The 18648-nt window shown below is 69.3% G+C and carries 12 protein-coding genes and 3 rRNA genes; 12 read left to right on the forward strand and 3 right to left on the reverse strand.

All coding sequences use genetic code 11. The features are described from left to right. Positions 1-460 precede the first annotated feature (460 nt). The 3 genes from MID12_RS27335 to rrf all read left to right on the forward strand — a co-directional run bounded on the left by MID12_RS27335 (position 461) and on the right by rrf (position 5680). Positions 461-1988 (forward strand): 16S ribosomal RNA (locus MID12_RS27335). A 315-nt stretch (positions 1989-2303) separates the two neighbouring features. Further along, positions 2304-5426 (forward strand): 23S ribosomal RNA (locus tag MID12_RS27340). A 137-nt stretch (positions 5427-5563) separates the two neighbouring features. Further along, positions 5564-5680: ribosomal RNA gene (gene rrf / locus MID12_RS27345) — 5S ribosomal RNA — on the forward strand. The 16S, 23S and 5S rRNA genes sit together here, the layout of an rRNA operon. A gap of 120 nt (positions 5681-5800) precedes the next feature. On the opposite strand, the gene MID12_RS27350 is transcribed toward rrf, so the two are convergent. After that, a complete protein-coding gene (locus tag MID12_RS27350; RefSeq protein ID WP_263173601.1) occupies positions 5801-7141 on the reverse strand; it encodes a hypothetical protein in 1341 nt (446 codons plus the stop codon). 45 nt (positions 7142-7186) lie between these two features. Here MID12_RS27350 and MID12_RS27355 point away from each other — a divergent pair, with 45 nt between their 5' ends. Then, positions 7187-8239: a tetratricopeptide repeat protein gene (locus MID12_RS27355; protein ID WP_263173489.1), complete on the forward strand. Its 1053-nt coding sequence runs from the start codon at positions 7187-7189 to the stop codon at positions 8237-8239. 129 nt (positions 8240-8368) lie between these two features. Here the strand turns inward: MID12_RS27355 and MID12_RS27360 are convergent, their stop codons facing one another. Next, on the reverse strand, positions 8369-9655 hold the full coding sequence (locus tag MID12_RS27360; protein WP_263171442.1) for a DUF1015 domain-containing protein: 1287 nt from the start codon (positions 9653-9655) through the stop codon (positions 8369-8371). Positions 9656-9729: 74 nt separating this feature from the next. On the opposite strand from MID12_RS27360, the gene MID12_RS27365 reads away from it, so the two are divergent. The 4 genes from MID12_RS27365 to MID12_RS27380 all read left to right on the forward strand — a co-directional run bounded on the left by MID12_RS27365 (position 9730) and on the right by MID12_RS27380 (position 14018). Further along, the gene (locus MID12_RS27365; RefSeq protein WP_263171443.1) at positions 9730-10758 is read left to right on the forward strand and encodes an HAD-IIA family hydrolase; all 1029 of its coding nucleotides are present in this window, start codon (positions 9730-9732) and stop codon (positions 10756-10758) included. Between the two features lie 94 nt (positions 10759-10852). Then, positions 10853-11896 (forward strand): FecCD family ABC transporter permease, encoded by a 1044-nt coding sequence (locus MID12_RS27370; RefSeq protein ID WP_040254787.1) that lies wholly within the window; start codon positions 10853-10855, stop codon positions 11894-11896. A gap of 50 nt (positions 11897-11946) precedes the next feature. Next, positions 11947-13002, forward strand: a complete 1056-nt coding sequence (locus tag MID12_RS27375) for a FecCD family ABC transporter permease (protein ID WP_040258398.1) — start codon at positions 11947-11949, stop codon at positions 13000-13002. Positions 13003-13070: 68 nt separating this feature from the next. Further along, a complete protein-coding gene (locus MID12_RS27380; RefSeq protein ID WP_263171444.1) occupies positions 13071-14018 on the forward strand; it encodes an ABC transporter ATP-binding protein in 948 nt (315 codons plus the stop codon). A gap of 53 nt (positions 14019-14071) precedes the next feature. Here the strand turns inward: MID12_RS27380 and MID12_RS27385 are convergent, their stop codons facing one another. After that, positions 14072-14422: a hypothetical protein gene (locus MID12_RS27385; RefSeq protein WP_040258399.1), complete on the reverse strand. Its 351-nt coding sequence runs from the start codon at positions 14420-14422 to the stop codon at positions 14072-14074. Positions 14423-14513: 91 nt separating this feature from the next. Between MID12_RS27385 and MID12_RS27390 the strand changes: the two genes are divergently transcribed. The 4 genes from MID12_RS27390 (at position 14514) to recN (ending at position 18598) form a co-directional block, all read left to right on the forward strand. Continuing rightward, the gene (locus MID12_RS27390; protein WP_078845262.1) at positions 14514-14933 is read left to right on the forward strand and encodes a hypothetical protein; all 420 of its coding nucleotides are present in this window, start codon (positions 14514-14516) and stop codon (positions 14931-14933) included. Positions 14934-15014: 81 nt separating this feature from the next. After that, positions 15015-15830, forward strand: coding sequence for a TlyA family RNA methyltransferase (locus MID12_RS27395; protein ID WP_263171446.1), 816 nt, complete (start codon positions 15015-15017; stop codon positions 15828-15830). Continuing rightward, positions 15827-16732 (forward strand): NAD kinase, encoded by a 906-nt coding sequence (locus tag MID12_RS27400; protein ID WP_078845263.1) that lies wholly within the window; start codon positions 15827-15829, stop codon positions 16730-16732. Before MID12_RS27395 ends, MID12_RS27400 begins: the two co-directional genes overlap by 4 nt. A gap of 147 nt (positions 16733-16879) precedes the next feature. Beyond that, positions 16880-18598 carry a DNA repair protein RecN gene (recN, locus tag MID12_RS27405; RefSeq protein WP_040254792.1) on the forward strand — a complete coding sequence of 573 codons (1719 nt, stop codon included), beginning with the start codon at positions 16880-16882 and terminating at the stop codon, positions 18596-18598. The last annotated feature ends 50 nt before the right edge of the window (positions 18599-18648 follow it).

An 18648-nucleotide genomic window follows, 5' to 3' on the forward strand; every position in this document is an offset into this window, starting at 1 on the left:
CATCCCCTTCATCGGGTGCAGCTTTCGCATGCCGAAATCTGCCGAAGAGGCTCGATTATGAGTCCGGAGGGAATTCCGCTAGCGTGAGGGACACCGAAAGGGAGCCGGAAGGCGACTGAATAGGTAAGGCTCTCCAACGGCCACTGGATGACATTACGGACCGGAAATCGGGACGGAAAGCGTCTGGTAAGGTTGGAAACACCGAAGGGAAACGCCCGGAGGAAAGCCTCGGCTGAATGGTCGAGGTGAGTACGAAGGAAGTGTCCGTTCCTTGAGAACTCAACAGCGTGCCAAAAGTCAACGCCAGATATGTTGATACCCCTGACTCTCGGCAGTCCTTTGTGACTGTTTTGGGTTTGGGTTCCTTTGAAGAAACACACAGCGAGGATGCTGTGGACCGGGGGGATTATTCCTCTTCCTGGTTCCGCTCTCGTGTGTGTGACCGGATTACCGGTACACATTCACGGAGAGTTTGATCCTGGCTCAGGACGAACGCTGGCGGCGTGCTTAACACATGCAAGTCGAACGATGAACCCGCTTCGGTGGGGGATTAGTGGCGAACGGGTGAGTAACACGTGGGCAATCTGCCCTGCACTCTGGGACAAGCCCTGGAAACGGGGTCTAATACCGGATATTGACCTGCTTGGGCATCCAAGTGGGTGGAAAGCTCCGGCGGTGCAGGATGAGCCCGCGGCCTATCAGCTTGTTGGTGAGGTAGTGGCTCACCAAGGCGACGACGGGTAGCCGGCCTGAGAGGGCGACCGGCCACACTGGGACTGAGACACGGCCCAGACTCCTACGGGAGGCAGCAGTGGGGAATATTGCACAATGGGCGGAAGCCTGATGCAGCGACGCCGCGTGAGGGATGACGGCCTTCGGGTTGTAAACCTCTTTCAGCAGGGAAGAAGCGTGAGTGACGGTACCTGCAGAAGAAGCGCCGGCTAACTACGTGCCAGCAGCCGCGGTAATACGTAGGGCGCAAGCGTTGTCCGGAATTATTGGGCGTAAAGAGCTCGTAGGCGGCTTGTCGCGTCGGTTGTGAAAGCCCGGGGCTTAACCCCGGGTCTGCAGTCGATACGGGCAGGCTAGAGTTCGGTAGGGGAGATCGGAATTCCTGGTGTAGCGGTGAAATGCGCAGATATCAGGAGGAACACCGGTGGCGAAGGCGGATCTCTGGGCCGATACTGACGCTGAGGAGCGAAAGCGTGGGGAGCGAACAGGATTAGATACCCTGGTAGTCCACGCCGTAAACGGTGGGCACTAGGTGTGGGCAACATTCCACGTTGTCCGTGCCGCAGCTAACGCATTAAGTGCCCCGCCTGGGGAGTACGGCCGCAAGGCTAAAACTCAAAGGAATTGACGGGGGCCCGCACAAGCGGCGGAGCATGTGGCTTAATTCGACGCAACGCGAAGAACCTTACCAAGGCTTGACATACACCGGAAAACTCTGGAGACAGGGTCCCCCTTGTGGTCGGTGTACAGGTGGTGCATGGCTGTCGTCAGCTCGTGTCGTGAGATGTTGGGTTAAGTCCCGCAACGAGCGCAACCCTTGTCCCGTGTTGCCAGCAGGCCCTTGTGGTGCTGGGGACTCACGGGAGACCGCCGGGGTCAACTCGGAGGAAGGTGGGGACGACGTCAAGTCATCATGCCCCTTATGTCTTGGGCTGCACACGTGCTACAATGGCCGGTACAATGAGCTGCGATACCGCAAGGTGGAGCGAATCTCAAAAAGCCGGTCTCAGTTCGGATTGGGGTCTGCAACTCGACCCCATGAAGTCGGAGTCGCTAGTAATCGCAGATCAGCATTGCTGCGGTGAATACGTTCCCGGGCCTTGTACACACCGCCCGTCACGTCACGAAAGTCGGTAACACCCGAAGCCGGTGGCCCAACCCCTTGCGGGAGGGAGCTGTCGAAGGTGGGACTGGCGATTGGGACGAAGTCGTAACAAGGTAGCCGTACCGGAAGGTGCGGCTGGATCACCTCCTTTCTAAGGAGCACTTCTCACTCGGACTTGTCCGGGTCAGAGGCCAGTACATCGGCGAATGTCTGATGCTGGTTGCTCATGGGTGGAACGTTGACTACTCGGCATCTTCGGTCACTTCGTGATGGTTAGTACTGCTCTTCGGGGCGTGGAACGCGGTTCATGGGGGTCTGGGGTGTCGGGCACGCTGTTGGGTGTCTGAGGGCACGGGCTGTATGCCTGGTGTCTTCGGTGCCGGCCCCAGTGAACTCGGGATGTGGTCCCGGGGTGATGGGTGGTTGGTCGTTGTTTGAGAACTGCACAGTGGACGCGAGCATCTGTGGCCAAGTTTTTAAGGGCGCACGGTGGATGCCTTGGTACCAGGAACCGATGAAGGACGTGGGAGGCCGCGATAGGCCCCGGGGAGCTGTCAACCGAGCTGTGATCCGGGGGTGTCCGAATGGGGAAACCCGGCAGTCGTCATGGGCTGTCACCCATGCCTGAACACATAGGGCATGTGGAGGGAACGCGGGGAAGTGAAACATCTCAGTACCCGCAGGAAGAGAAAACAACCGTGATTCCGGGAGTAGTGGCGAGCGAAACTGGATGAGGCTAAACCATGTGTGTGTGAGACCCGGCAGGGGTTGCGCATGTGGGGTTGTGGGATTCTTCTTGATCAATCTGCCGGTTGGTCGACGAGTCAGAAACCGTTGGTGTAGGCGAAGGACATGCGAAAGGTCCGGCGTAGAGGGTAAGACCCCCGTAGCTGAAACATCAACGGCTCGTTTGGAGAACACCCAAGTAGCACGGGGCCCGAGAAATCCCGTGTGAATCTGGCGGGACCACCCGCTAAGCCTAAATATTCCCTGGTGACCGATAGCGGATAGTACCGTGAGGGAATGGTGAAAAGTACCCCGGGAGGGGAGTGAAATAGTACCTGAAACCGTGTGCCTACAAGCCGTGGGAGCGTCGGGCAAGCACTTGTGCTTGTCTCGTGACTGCGTGCCTTTTGAAGAATGAGCCTGCGAGTTTGCGGTGTGTTGCGAGGTTAACCCGTGTGGGGAAGCCGTAGCGAAAGCGAGTCCGAATAGGGCGGTATAGTAGCGCGCTCAAGACCCGAAGCGGAGTGATCTAGCCATGGGCAGGTTGAAGCGGAGGTAAGACTTCGTGGAGGACCGAACCCACCAGGGTTGAAAACCTGGGGGATGACCTGTGGTTAGGGGTGAAAGGCCAATCAAACTCCGTGATAGCTGGTTCTCCCCGAAATGCATTTAGGTGCAGCGTCGTGTGTTTCTTGCCGGAGGTAGAGCACTGGATAGGCGATGGGCCCTACCGGGTTACTGACCTTAGCCAAACTCCGAATGCCGGTAAGTGAGAGCGCGGCAGTGAGACTGTGGGGGATAAGCTCCATGGTCGAGAGGGAAACAGCCCAGAGCATCGACTAAGGCCCCTAAGCGTACGCTAAGTGGGAAAGGATGTGGAGTCGCAGAGACAACCAGGAGGTTGGCTTAGAAGCAGCCATCCTTGAAAGAGTGCGTAATAGCTCACTGGTCAAGTGATTCCGCGCCGACAATGTAGCGGGGCTCAAGCGTACCGCCGAAGTCGTGTCAATCCAGCAGATAGCCCTAACGGGTGTTGGGTTGGGTAGGGGAGCGTCGTGTGCCGGGTGAAGCCGCGCCGGAAGGCAGTGGTGGATGGTTCACGAGTGAGAATGCAGGCATGAGTAGCGATACACACGTGAGAAACGTGTGCGCCGATTGACTAAGGGTTCCTGGGTCAAGCTGATCTGCCCAGGGTAAGTCGGGACCTAAGGCGAGGCCGACAGGCGTAGTCGATGGATAACCGGTTGATATTCCGGTACCCGCTGTAGAGCGTCAAACATCGAGCATCGTGATGCTAAGGCCGTGAAGCCGCCCTGATCTCTTCGGAGTTGAGGGGAGTGGTGGAGCCGCCGGTCCAAGCGGTTAGTAGGTGAGTGATGGGGTGACGCAGGAAGGTAGTCCATCCCGGGCGGTGGTTGTCCCGGGGTAAGGGTGTAGCCCGTGCGATAGGTAAATCCGTCGTACATAGGGGTGAGACCTGATGCCGAGCCGATTGTGGTGAAGTGGATGATCCTATGCTGTCGAGAAAAGCCTCTAGCGAGTTTTATGGCGGCCCGTACCCTAAACCGACTCAGGTGGTCTGGTAGAGAATACCGAGGCGTTCGGGTGAACTATGGTTAAGGAACTCGGCAAAATGCCCCCGTAACTTCGGGAGAAGGGGGGCCATTTCTGGTGATCCCACGTGCTGGGTGAGCTGGGGGTGGCCGCAGAGACCAGCGAGAAGCGACTGTTTACTAAAAACACAGGTCCGTGCGAAGCCGTAAGGCGATGTATACGGACTGACGCCTGCCCGGTGCTGGAACGTTAAGGGGACCGGTTAGCTCACTTTCGGGTGGGCGAGGCTGAGAACTTAAGCGCCAGTAAACGGCGGTGGTAACTATAACCATCCTAAGGTAGCGAAATTCCTTGTCGGGTAAGTTCCGACCTGCACGAATGGCGTAACGACTTCTCGACTGTCTCAACCATAGGCCCGGTGAAATTGCACTACGAGTAAAGATGCTCGTTTCGCGCAGCAGGACGGAAAGACCCCGGGACCTTTACTACAGTTTGATATTGGTGTTCGGTTCGGCTTGTGTAGGATAGGTGGGAGACTGTGAACTTGTCACGCCAGTGGCGGGGGAGTCGTTGTTGAAATACCACTCTGGTCGTGCTGGATGTCTAACCTGGGTCCGTGATCCGGATCAGGGACAGTGTCTGATGGGTAGTTTAACTGGGGCGGTTGCCTCCTAAAGGGTAACGGAGGCGCCCAAAGGTTCCCTCAGCCTGGTTGGTAATCAGGTGTTGAGTGTAAGTGCACAAGGGAGCTTGACTGTGAGACCGACGGGTCGAGCAGGGACGAAAGTCGGGACTAGTGATCCGGCGGTGGCTTGTGGAAGCGCCGTCGCTCAACGGATAAAAGGTACCCCGGGGATAACAGGCTGATCTTCCCCAAGAGTCCATATCGACGGGATGGTTTGGCACCTCGATGTCGGCTCGTCGCATCCTGGGGCTGGAGTCGGTCCCAAGGGTTGGGCTGTTCGCCCATTAAAGCGGTACGCGAGCTGGGTTTAGAACGTCGTGAGACAGTTCGGTCCCTATCCGCTGTGCGCGTAGGAATATTGAGAAGGGCTGTCCCTAGTACGAGAGGACCGGGACGGACGAACCTCTGGTGTGCCAGTTGTTCTGCCAAGGGCATGGCTGGTTGGCTACGTTCGGGAGGGATAACCGCTGAAAGCATCTAAGCGGGAAGCCTGCTTCGAGATGAGTGTTCCCACCTCCTTTGAGAGGGTAAGGCTCCCAGTAGACGACTGGGTTGATAGGCCGGATATGGAAGCCCTGTGAGGGGTGGAGTTGACCGGTACTAATAGGCCGAGGGCTTGTCCTCAGTTGCTCGCGTCCACTGTGTAGTTCCCAGACAACGAACAGTTGTGCTGGCTGAACAGTTCCACTGCTTAATTGAAGAGTGTGCTTGTTCGCTGCCCTGTTCTTTTCTCCGTATTCGTACGGGGAGTCTGAAGGGGTTTCGGTGGCCATAGCGTGAGGGAAACGCCCGGTTACATTTCGAACCCGGAAGCTAAGCCTTACAGCGCCGATGGTACTGCAGGGGGGACCCTGTGGGAGAGTAGGACGCCGCCGAACAATCTTTGAGGACCTGTGGTCCCAGCGTTCACGCTGGGACCACAGGTCCTTTTTTGTTTTCCATGCCGCGCGCTCGATACCGGGCTGCGCGAGAATGACTGCGTACCAAAGACAGAGGAGTCACCCATGTCCCCCAACTCTCCCGACGAGCGACCCGAGCGCGACGAGCGCCGCCGGGACAGTGGTGACCGTGGGGGAAACCGGCCCGCCCGCTCCCATGACCGTGCCGGCGCCGGACGTCGTGACGACAACCGCGGCGGGGGCTTCCGGCGCGACGACAACCGTGGTGGCGGCTTCCGCCGTGACGGTGACCGGCCCTCGTACCGTCGGGACGACCGTCGGGACGACCGGCGTGAGGGTGACCGCGGGGGTTTCCGGCGGGACGGTGACCGGCCTCCGTTCCGGCGCGACGACCGCCGGGACGACAACCGGGGCGGTGGCTTCCGCCGTGACGACCGGCAGGGCGACCGCGGTGGCTTCCGCCGTGACGACAACCGGCGGGACGACAACCGCGGGGGCAGGTTCCGTCGTGACGACCGGCGGGACGACCGTGCCCCGTTCCGGCGGGACGACCGCCGCGACGGCGACCGCGGGGGATTCCGGCGGGAGGAACGGCGCGATGACCGCGGCGGCTTCCGCCGTGACGACCGTCCCGGTGGCCGCTTCCCCCGGGACGAGCGACGTGATGAGCGTCCGGCTTTCCGGCGGGACGACCGCGGTGAGGGGCGTCGCGAGGACCGGGGATCTTTCCGGCGTGACGACAACCGCGGCGGGGGCTTCCGGCGTGACGACGACCGGCGTGAGGGCGGGCGTCCGCCGTTCCGCCGCGAGGACGGGCCGGGCCGTGGTGAGGAGCGCGGCGGGTTCCGCCGTGATGACCGGCGTGACGGTGACCGTGGTGGGTTCCGGCGCGATGACAACCGGGGTGGCGGGTTCCGCCGTGACGAGCGCCGCGGGGACGACCGTGGCGGCTTCCGTCGCGATGACCGCCGTGACGGTGACCGGCCCTCGTACCGCCGTGATGACCGTCGTGATGACCGCCGGGACGATCGCCGGGATGAGCGGCGGGACGACAACCGCGGCGGGGGCTTCCGGCGGGACGACCGGCGGGACGGTGACCGTGGTGGGTTCCGGCGTGATGACCGGCGTGAGGGCGAGCGTGCCCCGTTCCGGCGTGATGAGCGGCGTGACGACAATCGCGGGGGAGGGTTCCGGCGTGACGAGCGCCGTGGGGACGACCGGCGTGAGGGTGACCGCGGTGGCTTCCGTCGTGACGACCGGGCCCCGTTCCGCCGTGACGACCGACGTGATGACCGTGCTCCGTTCCGGCGGGACGACCGCAGGGACGGCGACCGCGGTGGCTTCCGTGGGCGGGACGACCGCGGGCCGCGGCGGGACGACCGGGGCCGGCCCGGCGGTGGCGGTTACCGCGGCCGTGACGACCGGCGGGACGACCGCCACGGCGGTGGGCGGTTCCGGGACGAGCGTGACCGGGACCGCGAGCCGATCAAGCGGCTGCCGATCCCCGAGGACGTCACCGGCGAGGAGATCGACAAGGACGTACGGCAGGAGCTGCTGAGCCTGCCGAAGACGCTGGCGGAGGATGTCGCGCGGAACCTGGTGATGGTCGCCCGGCTCATCGACGAGGACCCCGAGGGCGCGTACGGCTACTCGCGGGTGGCCCTGCGGCTGGCCTCGCGAGTGGCCGCCGTGCGCGAGGCGGCGGGATTCGCGGCGTACGCGACGCAGAAGTACAGCGAGGCGCTCGGGGAGTTCCGGGCGGCCCGGCGGATGACGGGCAACACCGAGCTGTGGCCGGTCATGGCGGACTGCGAGCGGGGTCTCGGGCGGCCGGAGAAGGCGCTCGACATGGCCGGTGAGCCCGAGGTGCACAAGCTTGACAAGGCCGGACAGGTGGAGATGCGCCTCGTCGCGGCCGGTGCGCGCCGGGACCTCGGGCAGACCGAGGCGGCCATCGTCACGCTGCAGAGCCCCGAACTCGCCTCCAACTCGGTGCAGCCCTGGACCGCCCGGCTCCGGTACGCCTACGCGGACGCGCTGCTCGAGGCGGGGCGCGAGGACGAGGCGCGGGAGTGGTTCGCCAAGGCCGTGGAGTCCGACAAGGACGGCAGCACCGACGCCTCCGACCGGCTCGCGGAGCTGGACGGCGTCGAGTTCACGGACGCGCTCGGCGACGAGGAGGAGCCCGGCTTCGAGGCCGGGGACGCGGGCGCGGAAGCCGACAGCCGGGAAGCCGCGGACGTGACGCCCAGCGCCTCGGCCGAGACGGATGCCGCTCTCGACGAGGGCACGGACGAGGACCTGGTCGACGTGGAGGACATCGACGTGGAGGACGTGGTCGAGACGGTCGACGCGGACGATGTGGCCGACACGGACGACGAGGCGATCGACGGAGAGGACCCGGACTCCGGCGACGCTTCCGGCGATGTCGCCGGTGACTCCTCCGGTGACGACGACAGCGCATCCGCCGGCCACGACGGCGACTCCGGTATCGACGCCCCTGGCATCGACGACTCCGGCAACCGCACCGACCACTGACGTCAGCCTGGGAACCGAGGAACCGAGGAACCGAAGAGCCAAGGAGCCAAGGAACCGAGAAACCCAGGAACCGAAGTAGCCCAGAAGCAGGGGGCGTTCTCCTTCCCGGAGGGCGCCCCCTGCGCGTGTTCAGAGGGTGAGGCTGCGCAGGACCAGGCCCGTCGCGGGCTTCGGGCCGAAGGAGGTGGACTTGCGGGGCATGGTGACGCCCTGGCGGGCCAGTTCGCGTACGACGTCCTCGCGGACCGGGTGCATCAGGACGGCGGTGCTGCCGTCGCGTTCGGCCTTGGTGACCGCGGCGCGGGTGTGGTGGATGTAGCCGATGTGGTCCGGGGTGTCGGGGATCCGCCAGACCTGGTCGAGCAGGGTGGAGTGCAGCACCGTCGCGTCGAGGGAGCGCCAGGCGGCCGGGCGGTCCCCGGGCACCGTCCGCTCCAGGAGGGCGGGGTCGGGCCGGTCGGCGAGATGGAAGGAGCCGTCGCCCGCGAGCAGGAAGGCGTTGCCCTCGGCGGCCGCCTCGGCGAGGGCGGCCCGCGCCCGGTCCAGGTCGCCGCCGAGGTCGCGTACCCGGAAGGCGTCCTTGAGGCCGGTGAGCGCCTCGGGGACCGGTACCCGGTGCAGGAGGCGGTGGATGGCCCGGACCTGGAGCGGGTGGCGGGCGGTGTCCACCAGCAGGACGAGGCCGAAGTCCCAGGGGCTGGGGCCGGGACGGTCCGCGCGCAGCCGCAGGCAGGTGGCCCAGCGGTGGTGGCCGTCGGCGATCAGGGCCTCGTGCCGGGCCAGGTCCTCCTGGACGGCGGTGAGCGAGGCGGGGTCGGTCACGGACCACAGGGTGTGGCGGATGCCGTCCTCGGTGGTGGTGCTCAGCAGCGGGGCGGTGGTGACCGTGCGGTCGACGACGGTGGCCGTACCGCACTCCTCGGCGTCGCCGCGGTAGGACAGGAGCAGCGGTTCGAGGTTGGCGGCGGTGGCCCGCATCAGGGCCGCGCGTTCCGCGACGATCTGCGGCATCACGTCCTCGTGCGGCAGGACGACGCCCTCCTCCGCTTCCGAGAGCCGCAGGGCGCCGATGATCCCGCGTTGCAGCATCGACTCCCCGCGCTGCTCGTAGACGTAGAGCGCGGGGGTCTCGTCGGCGGCGAGGATGCCCTCGGCGAGCCAGCTGGTGAGGGCGCCGGCGGCCTGTTCGCTGCTGGTCTCGGGGTCGGGGGCCTGGGGCAGGATGAGCCGGACGATGTTGTGCGGGTCCGCGGACTGGAGCTGGTGCAGCCCGTCGGGGCGGACCACGACGTCGTACGGGGGCGAGGTCACCGCGGAGAGGGAGCCGACCCGTTCGGGGACATAGCGGATGCCCCGGAAGGGCTGGAGATCGAGGCCGCTGCCTCGGGGACCGCCTGCGGGACCAGCGTTGTTCATCTGTGCATCGTAAGTCTGCGCGGCGGATACGAGAGGATCGGGGGAGCAGCGGCGAACAGGAACGGAACACACCCATGGACCACAGCCCGAGGACCCTGCCCGGCCACAGCGCCGACCGGCTCGACAGCGCCTACGACACGGCGCTGCTCGATCTGGACGGGGTGGTGTACGCGGGCGGTCAGGCGATCGCGCACGCGGTGGACTCGCTCGCGGCCGCGCGGGAGCGGGGCATGCACCTCGCCTATGTGACGAACAACGCGCTGCGCCCCCCGGAGGCGGTCACCGCCCACCTCACCGAACTCGGCGTCCCGGCGGAGACCGAGGACGTGATCACCTCGGCGCAGGCGGTGGCCCGGCTGATGAGCGAGCAACTGCCCGCCGGTGCACGGGTGCTGGTCGTCGGCGGCGAGGGCCTGCGGGTGGCGCTGCGGGAGCGGGGCCTGGAGCCGGTGGAGTCGGTGGACGAGGAGCCGGTGGCCGTGGTGCAGGGCTACGGCGGGCCCGAACTGCCCTGGGGCCGCTTCGCGGAGGCCTCCTACGCGGTCGCGCGGGGGCTGCCCTGGTTCGCCTCCAACACCGATCTGACCATCCCGAGCGCGCGCGGGATCGCGCCCGGCAACGGGGCGGCCGTCGAGGTGGTGCGGATCGCCACCGGCGCCAGCCCGCAGGTGGCGGGCAAGCCGCTGCCGCCGATGCACAAGGAGACGATCCTGCGGACCGGGGCGCGGCGGCCGCTGGTGGTCGGGGACCGCCTGGACACCGATATCGAGGGGGCGTTCAACGGCGGGGTCGACTCGCTGCTCGTCCTGACCGGGGTGACCGACCCGGCCCAGCTGCTCGCGGCGGTGCCCGAGCACCGGCCCACCTATGTCGACGCCGACCTGCGGGGCCTGCTCACCGGGCAGCCCGAAGTGCGGGCGTACGAAGGGGAGTTCGGCTGCGGCGGCTGGCGGGCCGCGGCCCGGGGCGAGACGCTGGAGCTGACCGGCGAGGGCGAACCGCTGGACGGGCTGCGGGCGTTGTGCGCGGCGGCCTGGAGCGCCGGGGGCGAGCGGGCCTGCCGCGGTGACGCGGGGAAGGCGCTGGCGCGGCTGGGGCTGTGAGCGGGCCGGGTGCCGGGGCGGTACGCGCTGCCGGCGGGGGCGGCGGCACCCCCGCCCATCAGCCCGGATCCGGAGGATAGGCTACCCTAACCGGGTGTTGGTCGAAGGTCCCCCTGAACAGCGCGCGGTGAGTGTTCCCGCGCCGCCGCCGAGGCACGCGATACGCGGCGCCGGACTGCTCGCGGCGCTGGTGCTCCTGGTCGCGGTCGCCGCCGCCAGTATCGCGATCGGCGCCAAACCGCTCAGCCTCGGTCAGGTCTGGCACGGGGTCTTCCAGGACTCGGGCACCTTCAGCGATGTGGTGGTCGGCGAGCGCCTCTCGCGTACCGGCCTCGGGCTGCTCGCCGGGGCCTCGCTCGGACTCGCGGGCGCGGTGCTCCAGGCCCTCACCCGCAATCCGCTCGCCGACCCCGGGCTGCTCGGCATCAACGCGGGCGCCTCCGCGGCGGTGGTCACCGCCATCACCTTCCTCGGCGTCAACTCCCTCACCGGCTATGTCTGGTTCGCCTTCGCGGGGGCGGCGGCCGTGGGCGTCCTGGTGTACGCGCTCGGCGGCAGCCGCAGCGCCACCCCGGTACGGCTCGCGCTCGCGGGCACCGCGCTCACCGCGGCCCTCAGCGGCTACCTCCAGGCCGTGATGATCGTCGACGACGCGGCGCTCGGGAAGATGCGGTTCTGGACGGTCGGTTCGCTGGCCTACGCCAACAACGACATCCTGCTCCAGGTGCTGCCCTTCCTCGCCCTCGGCATGCTCCTCACGCTCTTCCTGGCGCGCCCGCTCAACGCCCTGGCCATGGGCGACGACACCGCCCGCGCGCTCGGCGCCCGGCTGACCCGCACCCGGGCGCTCTCGCTCGGCGCGGCCACCCTGCTGTGCGGCGCGGCGACCGCCGCCTGCGGGCCGATCGCCTTCGTCGGCCTGATGGTCCCGCATGTGGTGCGCTCCTTCACCGGGCCCGACCAGCGCTGGATCCTGCCGTACTCGGCGCTGCTCTCGCCGGTGCTGCTGCTCGGCGCGGATGTGCTCGGGCGGCTCCTGGTGCGCCCGGCGGAACTCCAGGTGGGCATCGTGACCGCGATCATCGGCGGCCCGGTGTTCATCCTGCTCGTGCGACGGCAGAGGATGGCCCAGCTGTGAAGACGCCGCGCAACGCCCCGGCTGTGAAGACGCCGCGCAACGGCCCGGCCGTGAGGTCGGCGCGCAAGGGCCCGGCCGTGAAGTCGCTGCGCACCCGCGGCGGGCTCTCGGTCCGGGTGGAGGCGCGCTCGGCCCTGGTGGTCCTGCTCCTGCTGCTCGCCGCCCTGCTCGCGAGCGTCGTCCTGATCGGGACCGGCGACTACCCGATCGGCTTCGCCGACGTGGTGCGCACCCTGCTCGGCGAGGGCAATCCCGGCCAGGAGTTCATCGTCAACGACCTGCGGCTGCCGCGGGTCCTGGTGGCGCTCCTGGTGGGTGCCGCGCTCGGTCTCGGCGGCGCCGTCTTCCAGTCCGTCTCCCGCAATCCGCTGGGCAGTCCGGACATCCTCGGCCTCGGCCAGGGCTCCACCGCGGGCGCCCTCTTCACCATCGTGGTGCTCGGCGGCTCGGCCACCCAGGTCACCCTGGGCGCCCTGGCCGGCGGCCTGCTCACCGGCGCCGCGATCTACCTGCTCGCCTGGAAGCGGGGGGTGCACGGCTACCGCTTCGTCCTCGTCGGCATCGGGGCCGCCGCCATCGTCACCGCGGTCAACGGCTATCTGCTGACCAAGGCCGACCTGGTGGACGCCGCCCGCGCCCTGGTCTGGATGACCGGCTCGCTCACCGGCCGGGACTGGGACCAGGTCTGGCCGCTGCTCGCGCTGTGCGCGGTGCTCGTACCGCTGGCCCTGGTCAACGCCCGCCCGCTGCGCATGCTGGAGATGGGCGACGACGCGGCCGGGGCCCTCGGCGTCCGGGTCGAGCGCACCCGGCTGCTGCTCATGCTCTCCGCCGTGGTCCTCACCGCGGCGGCCACCGCGGCGGCCGGTCCGGTCGGCTTCCTCGCCCTCACCGCGCCGCAGCTCGCCAAGCGCCTGACGAAGGCGCCGGGACCCAACCTCGTACCGGCGATGGCGATGGGCGCCACTCTCCTGGTGGTCGCCGACTGGTCCTCCCAACGGATCTTCGGCGCCGACCAGTTGCCGGTCGGCGTGCTCACCGGCGTGCTCGGCGGCGCCTATCTGCTGTGGCTGCTCGTCACCGAACGCCGGGCCGGGCGGATATGAGCCGCCGTCCCGCGGCCGCCGCACCGGCCCCCTCACCGACCCGAAACCAGAGCAGGAGCGTCCCTGAAGTGAACCGGCTGATCGCCGACGACGTGACCCTCGGCTACGACCAGCGGGTCATCGCCGAGCAGCTCTCCGTCGAGATACCCGACAACTCCTTCACCGTCATCGTCGGGCCCAACGCCTGCGGCAAGTCCACCCTGCTGCGCGCGCTGTCCCGGATGCTCAAGCCGAGCAGGGGCCGGGTGCTCCTGGACGGCGAGGTCATCCAGTCCTACCCCGCCAAGAAGGTGGCCCGGACCCTCGGCCTGCTGCCGCAGTCCTCGATCGCCCCGGACGGGATCACCGTCGGGGACCTGGTCGCCCGCGGCCGCTACCCCCACCAGGGCCTGCTGCGCCAGTGGTCCGCCGAGGACGAGCGGGTGGTACGGGAGTCGATGGCCTCGACCGGTGTGGAGGCCCTCGCGGACCGGCCGGTGGACGAACTCTCCGGCGGCCAGCGCCAGCGCGTGTGGATCGCCATGGCGCTCGCCCAGCAGACCCCGCTGCTGCTGCTCGACGAGCCGACGACCTTCCTCGACATCCAGCACCAGATCGACGTCCTCGACCTGTGCGCCGAACTCCACGAGGACCAGGGCCGCACCCTGGTCGCCGTGCTGCACGACCTCAACCACGCGGCCCGGTACGCCACCCATCTCATCGCCCTGCGCGACGGCAAGGTGCTCGCCGAGGGCGCCCCGGCCGAGATCGTCACCGCCGAGCTGGTCGAGCGGCTCTTCGGCCTGCGCTGCCAGGTCATCGACGACCCCGAGACGGGTACGCCGCTGGTGGTGCCCGCGGCCCGCTCGGCACGCGGCGCGGCGGGAAAGGCCCGGGCGCGCGAGCACGGCGAGGACGCCGGAGCCGGCGCGGGCCCGCTCCTCGCGAAGAAGCCCGCGGTGCGGGACAGCGTGGTCGAGGACGGCGTGGCCGAGGACAGTGTGGCCGAGGACGGCGTGGTGAAGGACAACGCCTGAGGGAGGGCGACGTCTGAGGTCCGCGGCCCGGCGTGAAGAGTTCCGGAGCCGGTTCAGAGCAGGCGGCGCAGGCGCAGCAGGTCCCGCAGCCCCGCCTCCAGCCTGACCCGGCCGGAGCCCCAGGCCCGGGCGAAGTGCAGTTCCCCGTCGACGAGGGCGACCAGGTCGTCGCCGGTCATGGCGAGCCGGATCTGCGCCTTGGGCGCCGTCGGCGGTCCCTCGTGCAGCCGGAGCCCGTCGATCCGGCCCTCGTGCAGGCGGCCGGTGAAGGTGGCGTCGTGGTCGGTGAGGTGGCAGCTGAGCGAGCGGTCCAGGGCGGCGGCCCGGCGCACCTCGCCCCCGGCCCGGCCCATCTGCTCCGAGAGGCGGCCGAGCGCGGCGCGGCACTGCTCTACGGTGGCCATCTCGATCGACGGTACCCCAGGGTCCCGGGTTCGGATCGGGCCCGGCCCGATCCGGGCGAAGGACCCCGGCCGCGCGCGGTAGCGTCGGGGCATGGACGAGACCACGGCGAGCCCGGAACAGGAACCCTCCGCCGCCGAGGGGCAGCAGGCGGCGGCCGAGGCCGAGCGGGACCGGAGCGCCGCCGGTCAGCGGGACGCGGCCGCTCCCGGGGAAACCGCCGAGGACCCCGCGGCGGCCGCTCCCGCGGGTACCGCCGAGGATCCCGCGGCGGTACCCGCCCCCGACGACGCCCCCGCCGGACCCGCCCCGCTCGGTGTGGAACGGCAGCCGACCGGGAACGCCGAGGTCGACGGGTATCTCGGGCGGCTCGCCGACGCGGACCTGCTCACCCCCGACGGCCACACCGAGGTCTACGAGGACGTGCACCGCGGCCTGCGGGACACGCTCACCGGCCTCGACAGCCACCCCGGGCCCCCGCCGCCCGGACCGCACCCCGCACCGCCCCGGTGACGGCAGCCCGCCGTACACCCGCCGACCCCGGTCACGGAGGACCTTCCGTACACCGGCACGGACACAGGAGCTGAACCGACAGTGGCAGGAGTGGCACGTCGCCGCCTCGACGCCGAACTGGTCCGCCGCAAGCTCGCGCGCTCGCGCGAGCACGCGGGCCAGCTGATCGCCGCCGGACGCGTCGCCGTCGGCGGCGCCAGGGCGAGCAAGTCCGCCACCCAGGTGGAGACCAGCGCCGCCATCGTGGTCTCCAAGGACGACGGCGACCCCGACTACGTCTCCCGCGGCGGGCACAAACTCGCCGGGGCGCTGGCCGCCTTCGGGCCCCGGGGCCTGGTGGTCACCGGGCGGCGCGCCCTGGACGCCGGGGCCTCCACCGGCGGCTTCACCGATGTGCTGCTGCGCGCCGGGGCCGCCGAGGTGGTCGCCGTGGACGTCGGCTACGGCCAGCTCGCCTGGTCCCTGCAGAGCGACGAGCGGGTGACCGTCCGGGACCGTACGAACGTGCGCGAGCTGAGCCTGGACGACCTCGGCGGGGTCCCGGTCCAGCTCGTGGTGGGCGACCTCTCCTTCATCCCGCTCGGCCTGGTGCTGCCCGCCCTGGTGCGCTGCGCCGCCCCCGAGGCGGACCTCGTCCTGATGGTGAAGCCGCAGTTCGAGGTCGGCAAGGAGCGCCTGGGCAGCGGGGGAGTGGTGCGCAGCACCGCGCTGCGGGCCGAGGCGGTGCGCCAAGTCGCCCGGCAGGCCTGGGCACTCGGGCTCGGCGCCGAGGGCGTGACGGCCAGCCCGCTGCCCGGTCCTTCCGGGAACGTCGAGTACTTTCTGTGGCTGCGTGCCGGTGCTCCCGAGCTGGACCCGGCGGATGTTGACCGTGCTGTGGCGGAGGGGCCCCGTTGACTCAGAGCCGAGCTCGTACTGTTTTCCTGCTGGCCCACACCGGGCGGCCCGCGGCCATCCGGAGCGCCGAACTGGTGGTGGCCGGACTGCTCCGCTCCGGCCTCGGGGTGCGCGTACTCCAGGCGGAGGCCGCCGACCTGCCGCTGCCCCCCGAGGTGGAACTGGTCGCGGAGGCCACCCCGGAGTGCCTCGACGACTGCGAGCTGCTCATCGTCCTCGGCGGCGACGGCACGCTGCTGCGCGGCGCCGAGTTCGCCCGTGCCTCGGGGGTGCCGATGCTCGGGGTCAACCTCGGCCGGGTCGGCTTCCTCGCCGAGGCCGAGCGCGACGACCTGGACAAGGTGGTCGACCGGGTCGTCACCCGCTCCTACGAGGTCGAGGAGCGGATGACCGTCGACGTGGTCGTGCACAACAACGGCGACACCGTGCACCGCGACTGGGCGCTGAACGAGGCCGCGGTCCAGAAGGTCTCCCCGGAACGCATCCTGGAGGTGATCCTGGAGGTCGACGGCCGCCCGGTCACCGGCTTCGGCTGCGACGGCATCGTCTGCGCCACCCCCACCGGCTCCACCGCCTACGCCTTCTCCGCGGGCGGCCCGGTGGTCTGGCCCGAGGTGGAGGCGCTGCTGATGGTCCCGATCAGCGCACACGCCCTGTTCGCCAAGCCGCTGGTCACCTCGCCCGACTCGGTGCTCGCCGTCGAGGTCCAGCCGCACACCCCGCACGGCGTGCTCTGGTGCGACGGCAGGCGCACCGTCGAACTCCCCGCGGGCGCCCGGGTGGAGGTCCGCCGCGGCGCCGTCCCGGTCCGGCTCGCGCGGCTGCACCACGCCTCCTTCACCGACCGCCTGGTCGCCAAGTTCGCCCTGCCGGTCTCCGGCTGGCGCGGGGCGCCCCACTGACCGGCGCCGACCGGCCGGATCCGCGGGCGGGCGGCCCACTCAGGCGGGTGATACGACCGCCCGCCACCTGCGGATTCGGCACCGGATACCGGGGCCCGTCGCACAGCGGCGCCCCGACCTCGTAAGGTCGTGTCCGTGTTGGAGGAGATGCGGATACGGTCGCTCGGGGTCATCGACGACGCGGTCGTCGAGCTGTCGCCCGGTTTCACCGCCGTGACCGGGGAGACCGGCGCGGGCAAGACGATGGTCGTCACCAGCCTGGGCCTGCTGCTCGGCGGGCGCGCCGACGCCGCCCTGGTGCGTATCGGGGCCAAGTCGGCGGTGGTCGAGGGCCGGGTCACCGTGCCCGAGGGCGGCCCGGCGGTGCGGCGCGCCGAGGAGGCGGGTGCCGAACTCGACGACGGGGCGCTGCTGATCAGCCGGACCGTCTCCGCGGAGGGCCGCTCCCGCGCCCACCTCGGCGGGCGCTCGGTGCCGGTCGGCGTGCTCGGCGAACTCGCCGACGAACTGGTCGCCGTGCACGGCCAGACCGACCAGCAGGGGCTGCTCAAACTCTCCCGGCAGCGCCAGGCCCTGGACCGGTACGCGGGCGAGGCGGTCACCGGGCCGCTGGAGGCGTACGGCAAGGCCTACCGCAGGCTGCGGGCCGTCACCGCCGAGCTGGACGAGATCACCACCCGCGCCCGCGAACGCGCCCAGGAGGCCGACCACCTGCGCTTCGGCCTGGAGGAGATCGCCGCCGTGGAGCCCCGGCCCGGCGAGGACACCGAGCTGGCCGCCGAGGCCGAACGCCTCGGTCACGCCGAGGCCCTCGCCTCCGCGGCCACCGCCGCGCACGCCGCCCTCGCGGGCAATCCGGAGGACCCCGAGGGCATCGACGCGGGCGCCCTCGTCGCGGGCGCGCACCGGGCCGTCGAGGCGGTCCGCTCCCACGACCCCTCGCTCGCCGACCTGGCCGACCGGATCGGCGAGATCGGCATCCTGCTCGGCGACGTGGCGGGCGAACTCGCCGGGTACGCCGACGACCTGGACGCCGACCCGCTGCGGCTCGCCGCCGTAGAGGAGCGCCGGGCCGCCCTGACCCAGCTGACCCGCAAGTACGGCGAGGACATCGCCACGGTGCTCGCCTGGGCCGAGGCCGGTGCGGCCCGGCTGGCCGACCTGGACGGCGACGACGAGCGGACCGGCGAGCTGACCGCCGAACGCGAGGCGCTGCGGACCGAACTCGGCTCCCTGGCCCAGGCGTTGACCCAGGTGCGCCGGGAGGCCGCGGAGCGTTTCGCCGCGGCGGTCACCGCGGAACTCGCCTCGCTCGCCATGCCGCACGCCCGGGTCTCCTTCGAGATCCGCCAGACCGAGGACCCCGAGGGCGTCGAGGTCGAGGGCCGGACCGTCGCCTGCGGGCCCACCGGCGCCGACGAGGTGGAGCTGCTGCTCGCCCCGCACCCGGGCGCCCCGGCCCGCCCGATCGCCAAGGGCGCCTCCGGCGGTGAACTCTCCCGGGTGATGCTCGCCGTCGAGGTGGTCTTCGCCGGGAACGACCCGGTGCCCACCTACCTCTTCGACGAGGTGGACGCGGGCGTCGGCGGCAAGGCGGCCGTGGAGATCGGCAGGCGGCTCGCGCGGCTCGCCAAGTCGGCCCAGGTCGTGGTGGTCACCCACCTCCCGCAGGTGGCCGCCTTCGCCGACCGGCAGCTGCTCGTCGAGAAGACCGACGACGGCTCGGTGACCCGCTCCGGGGTCAAGGTGCTCGACGGCGAGGACCGGGTGCGCGAACTCTCCCGGATGCTCGCGGGCCAGGAGGACTCCGAGACGGCCCGCGCCCACGCCGAGGAACTCCTCGCCACGGCCCGCGCGGACGGCTGAGAGGCCACCGCCGCCCCCGCCGCGTCCCCCCGTGCCATCCGGCATGTGCC

The sequence above is a fragment of the Streptomyces sp. SCSIO ZS0520 genome (assembly GCF_025643355.1).
GTDB lineage: Bacteria > Actinomycetota > Actinomycetes > Streptomycetales > Streptomycetaceae > Streptomyces > Streptomyces physcomitrii.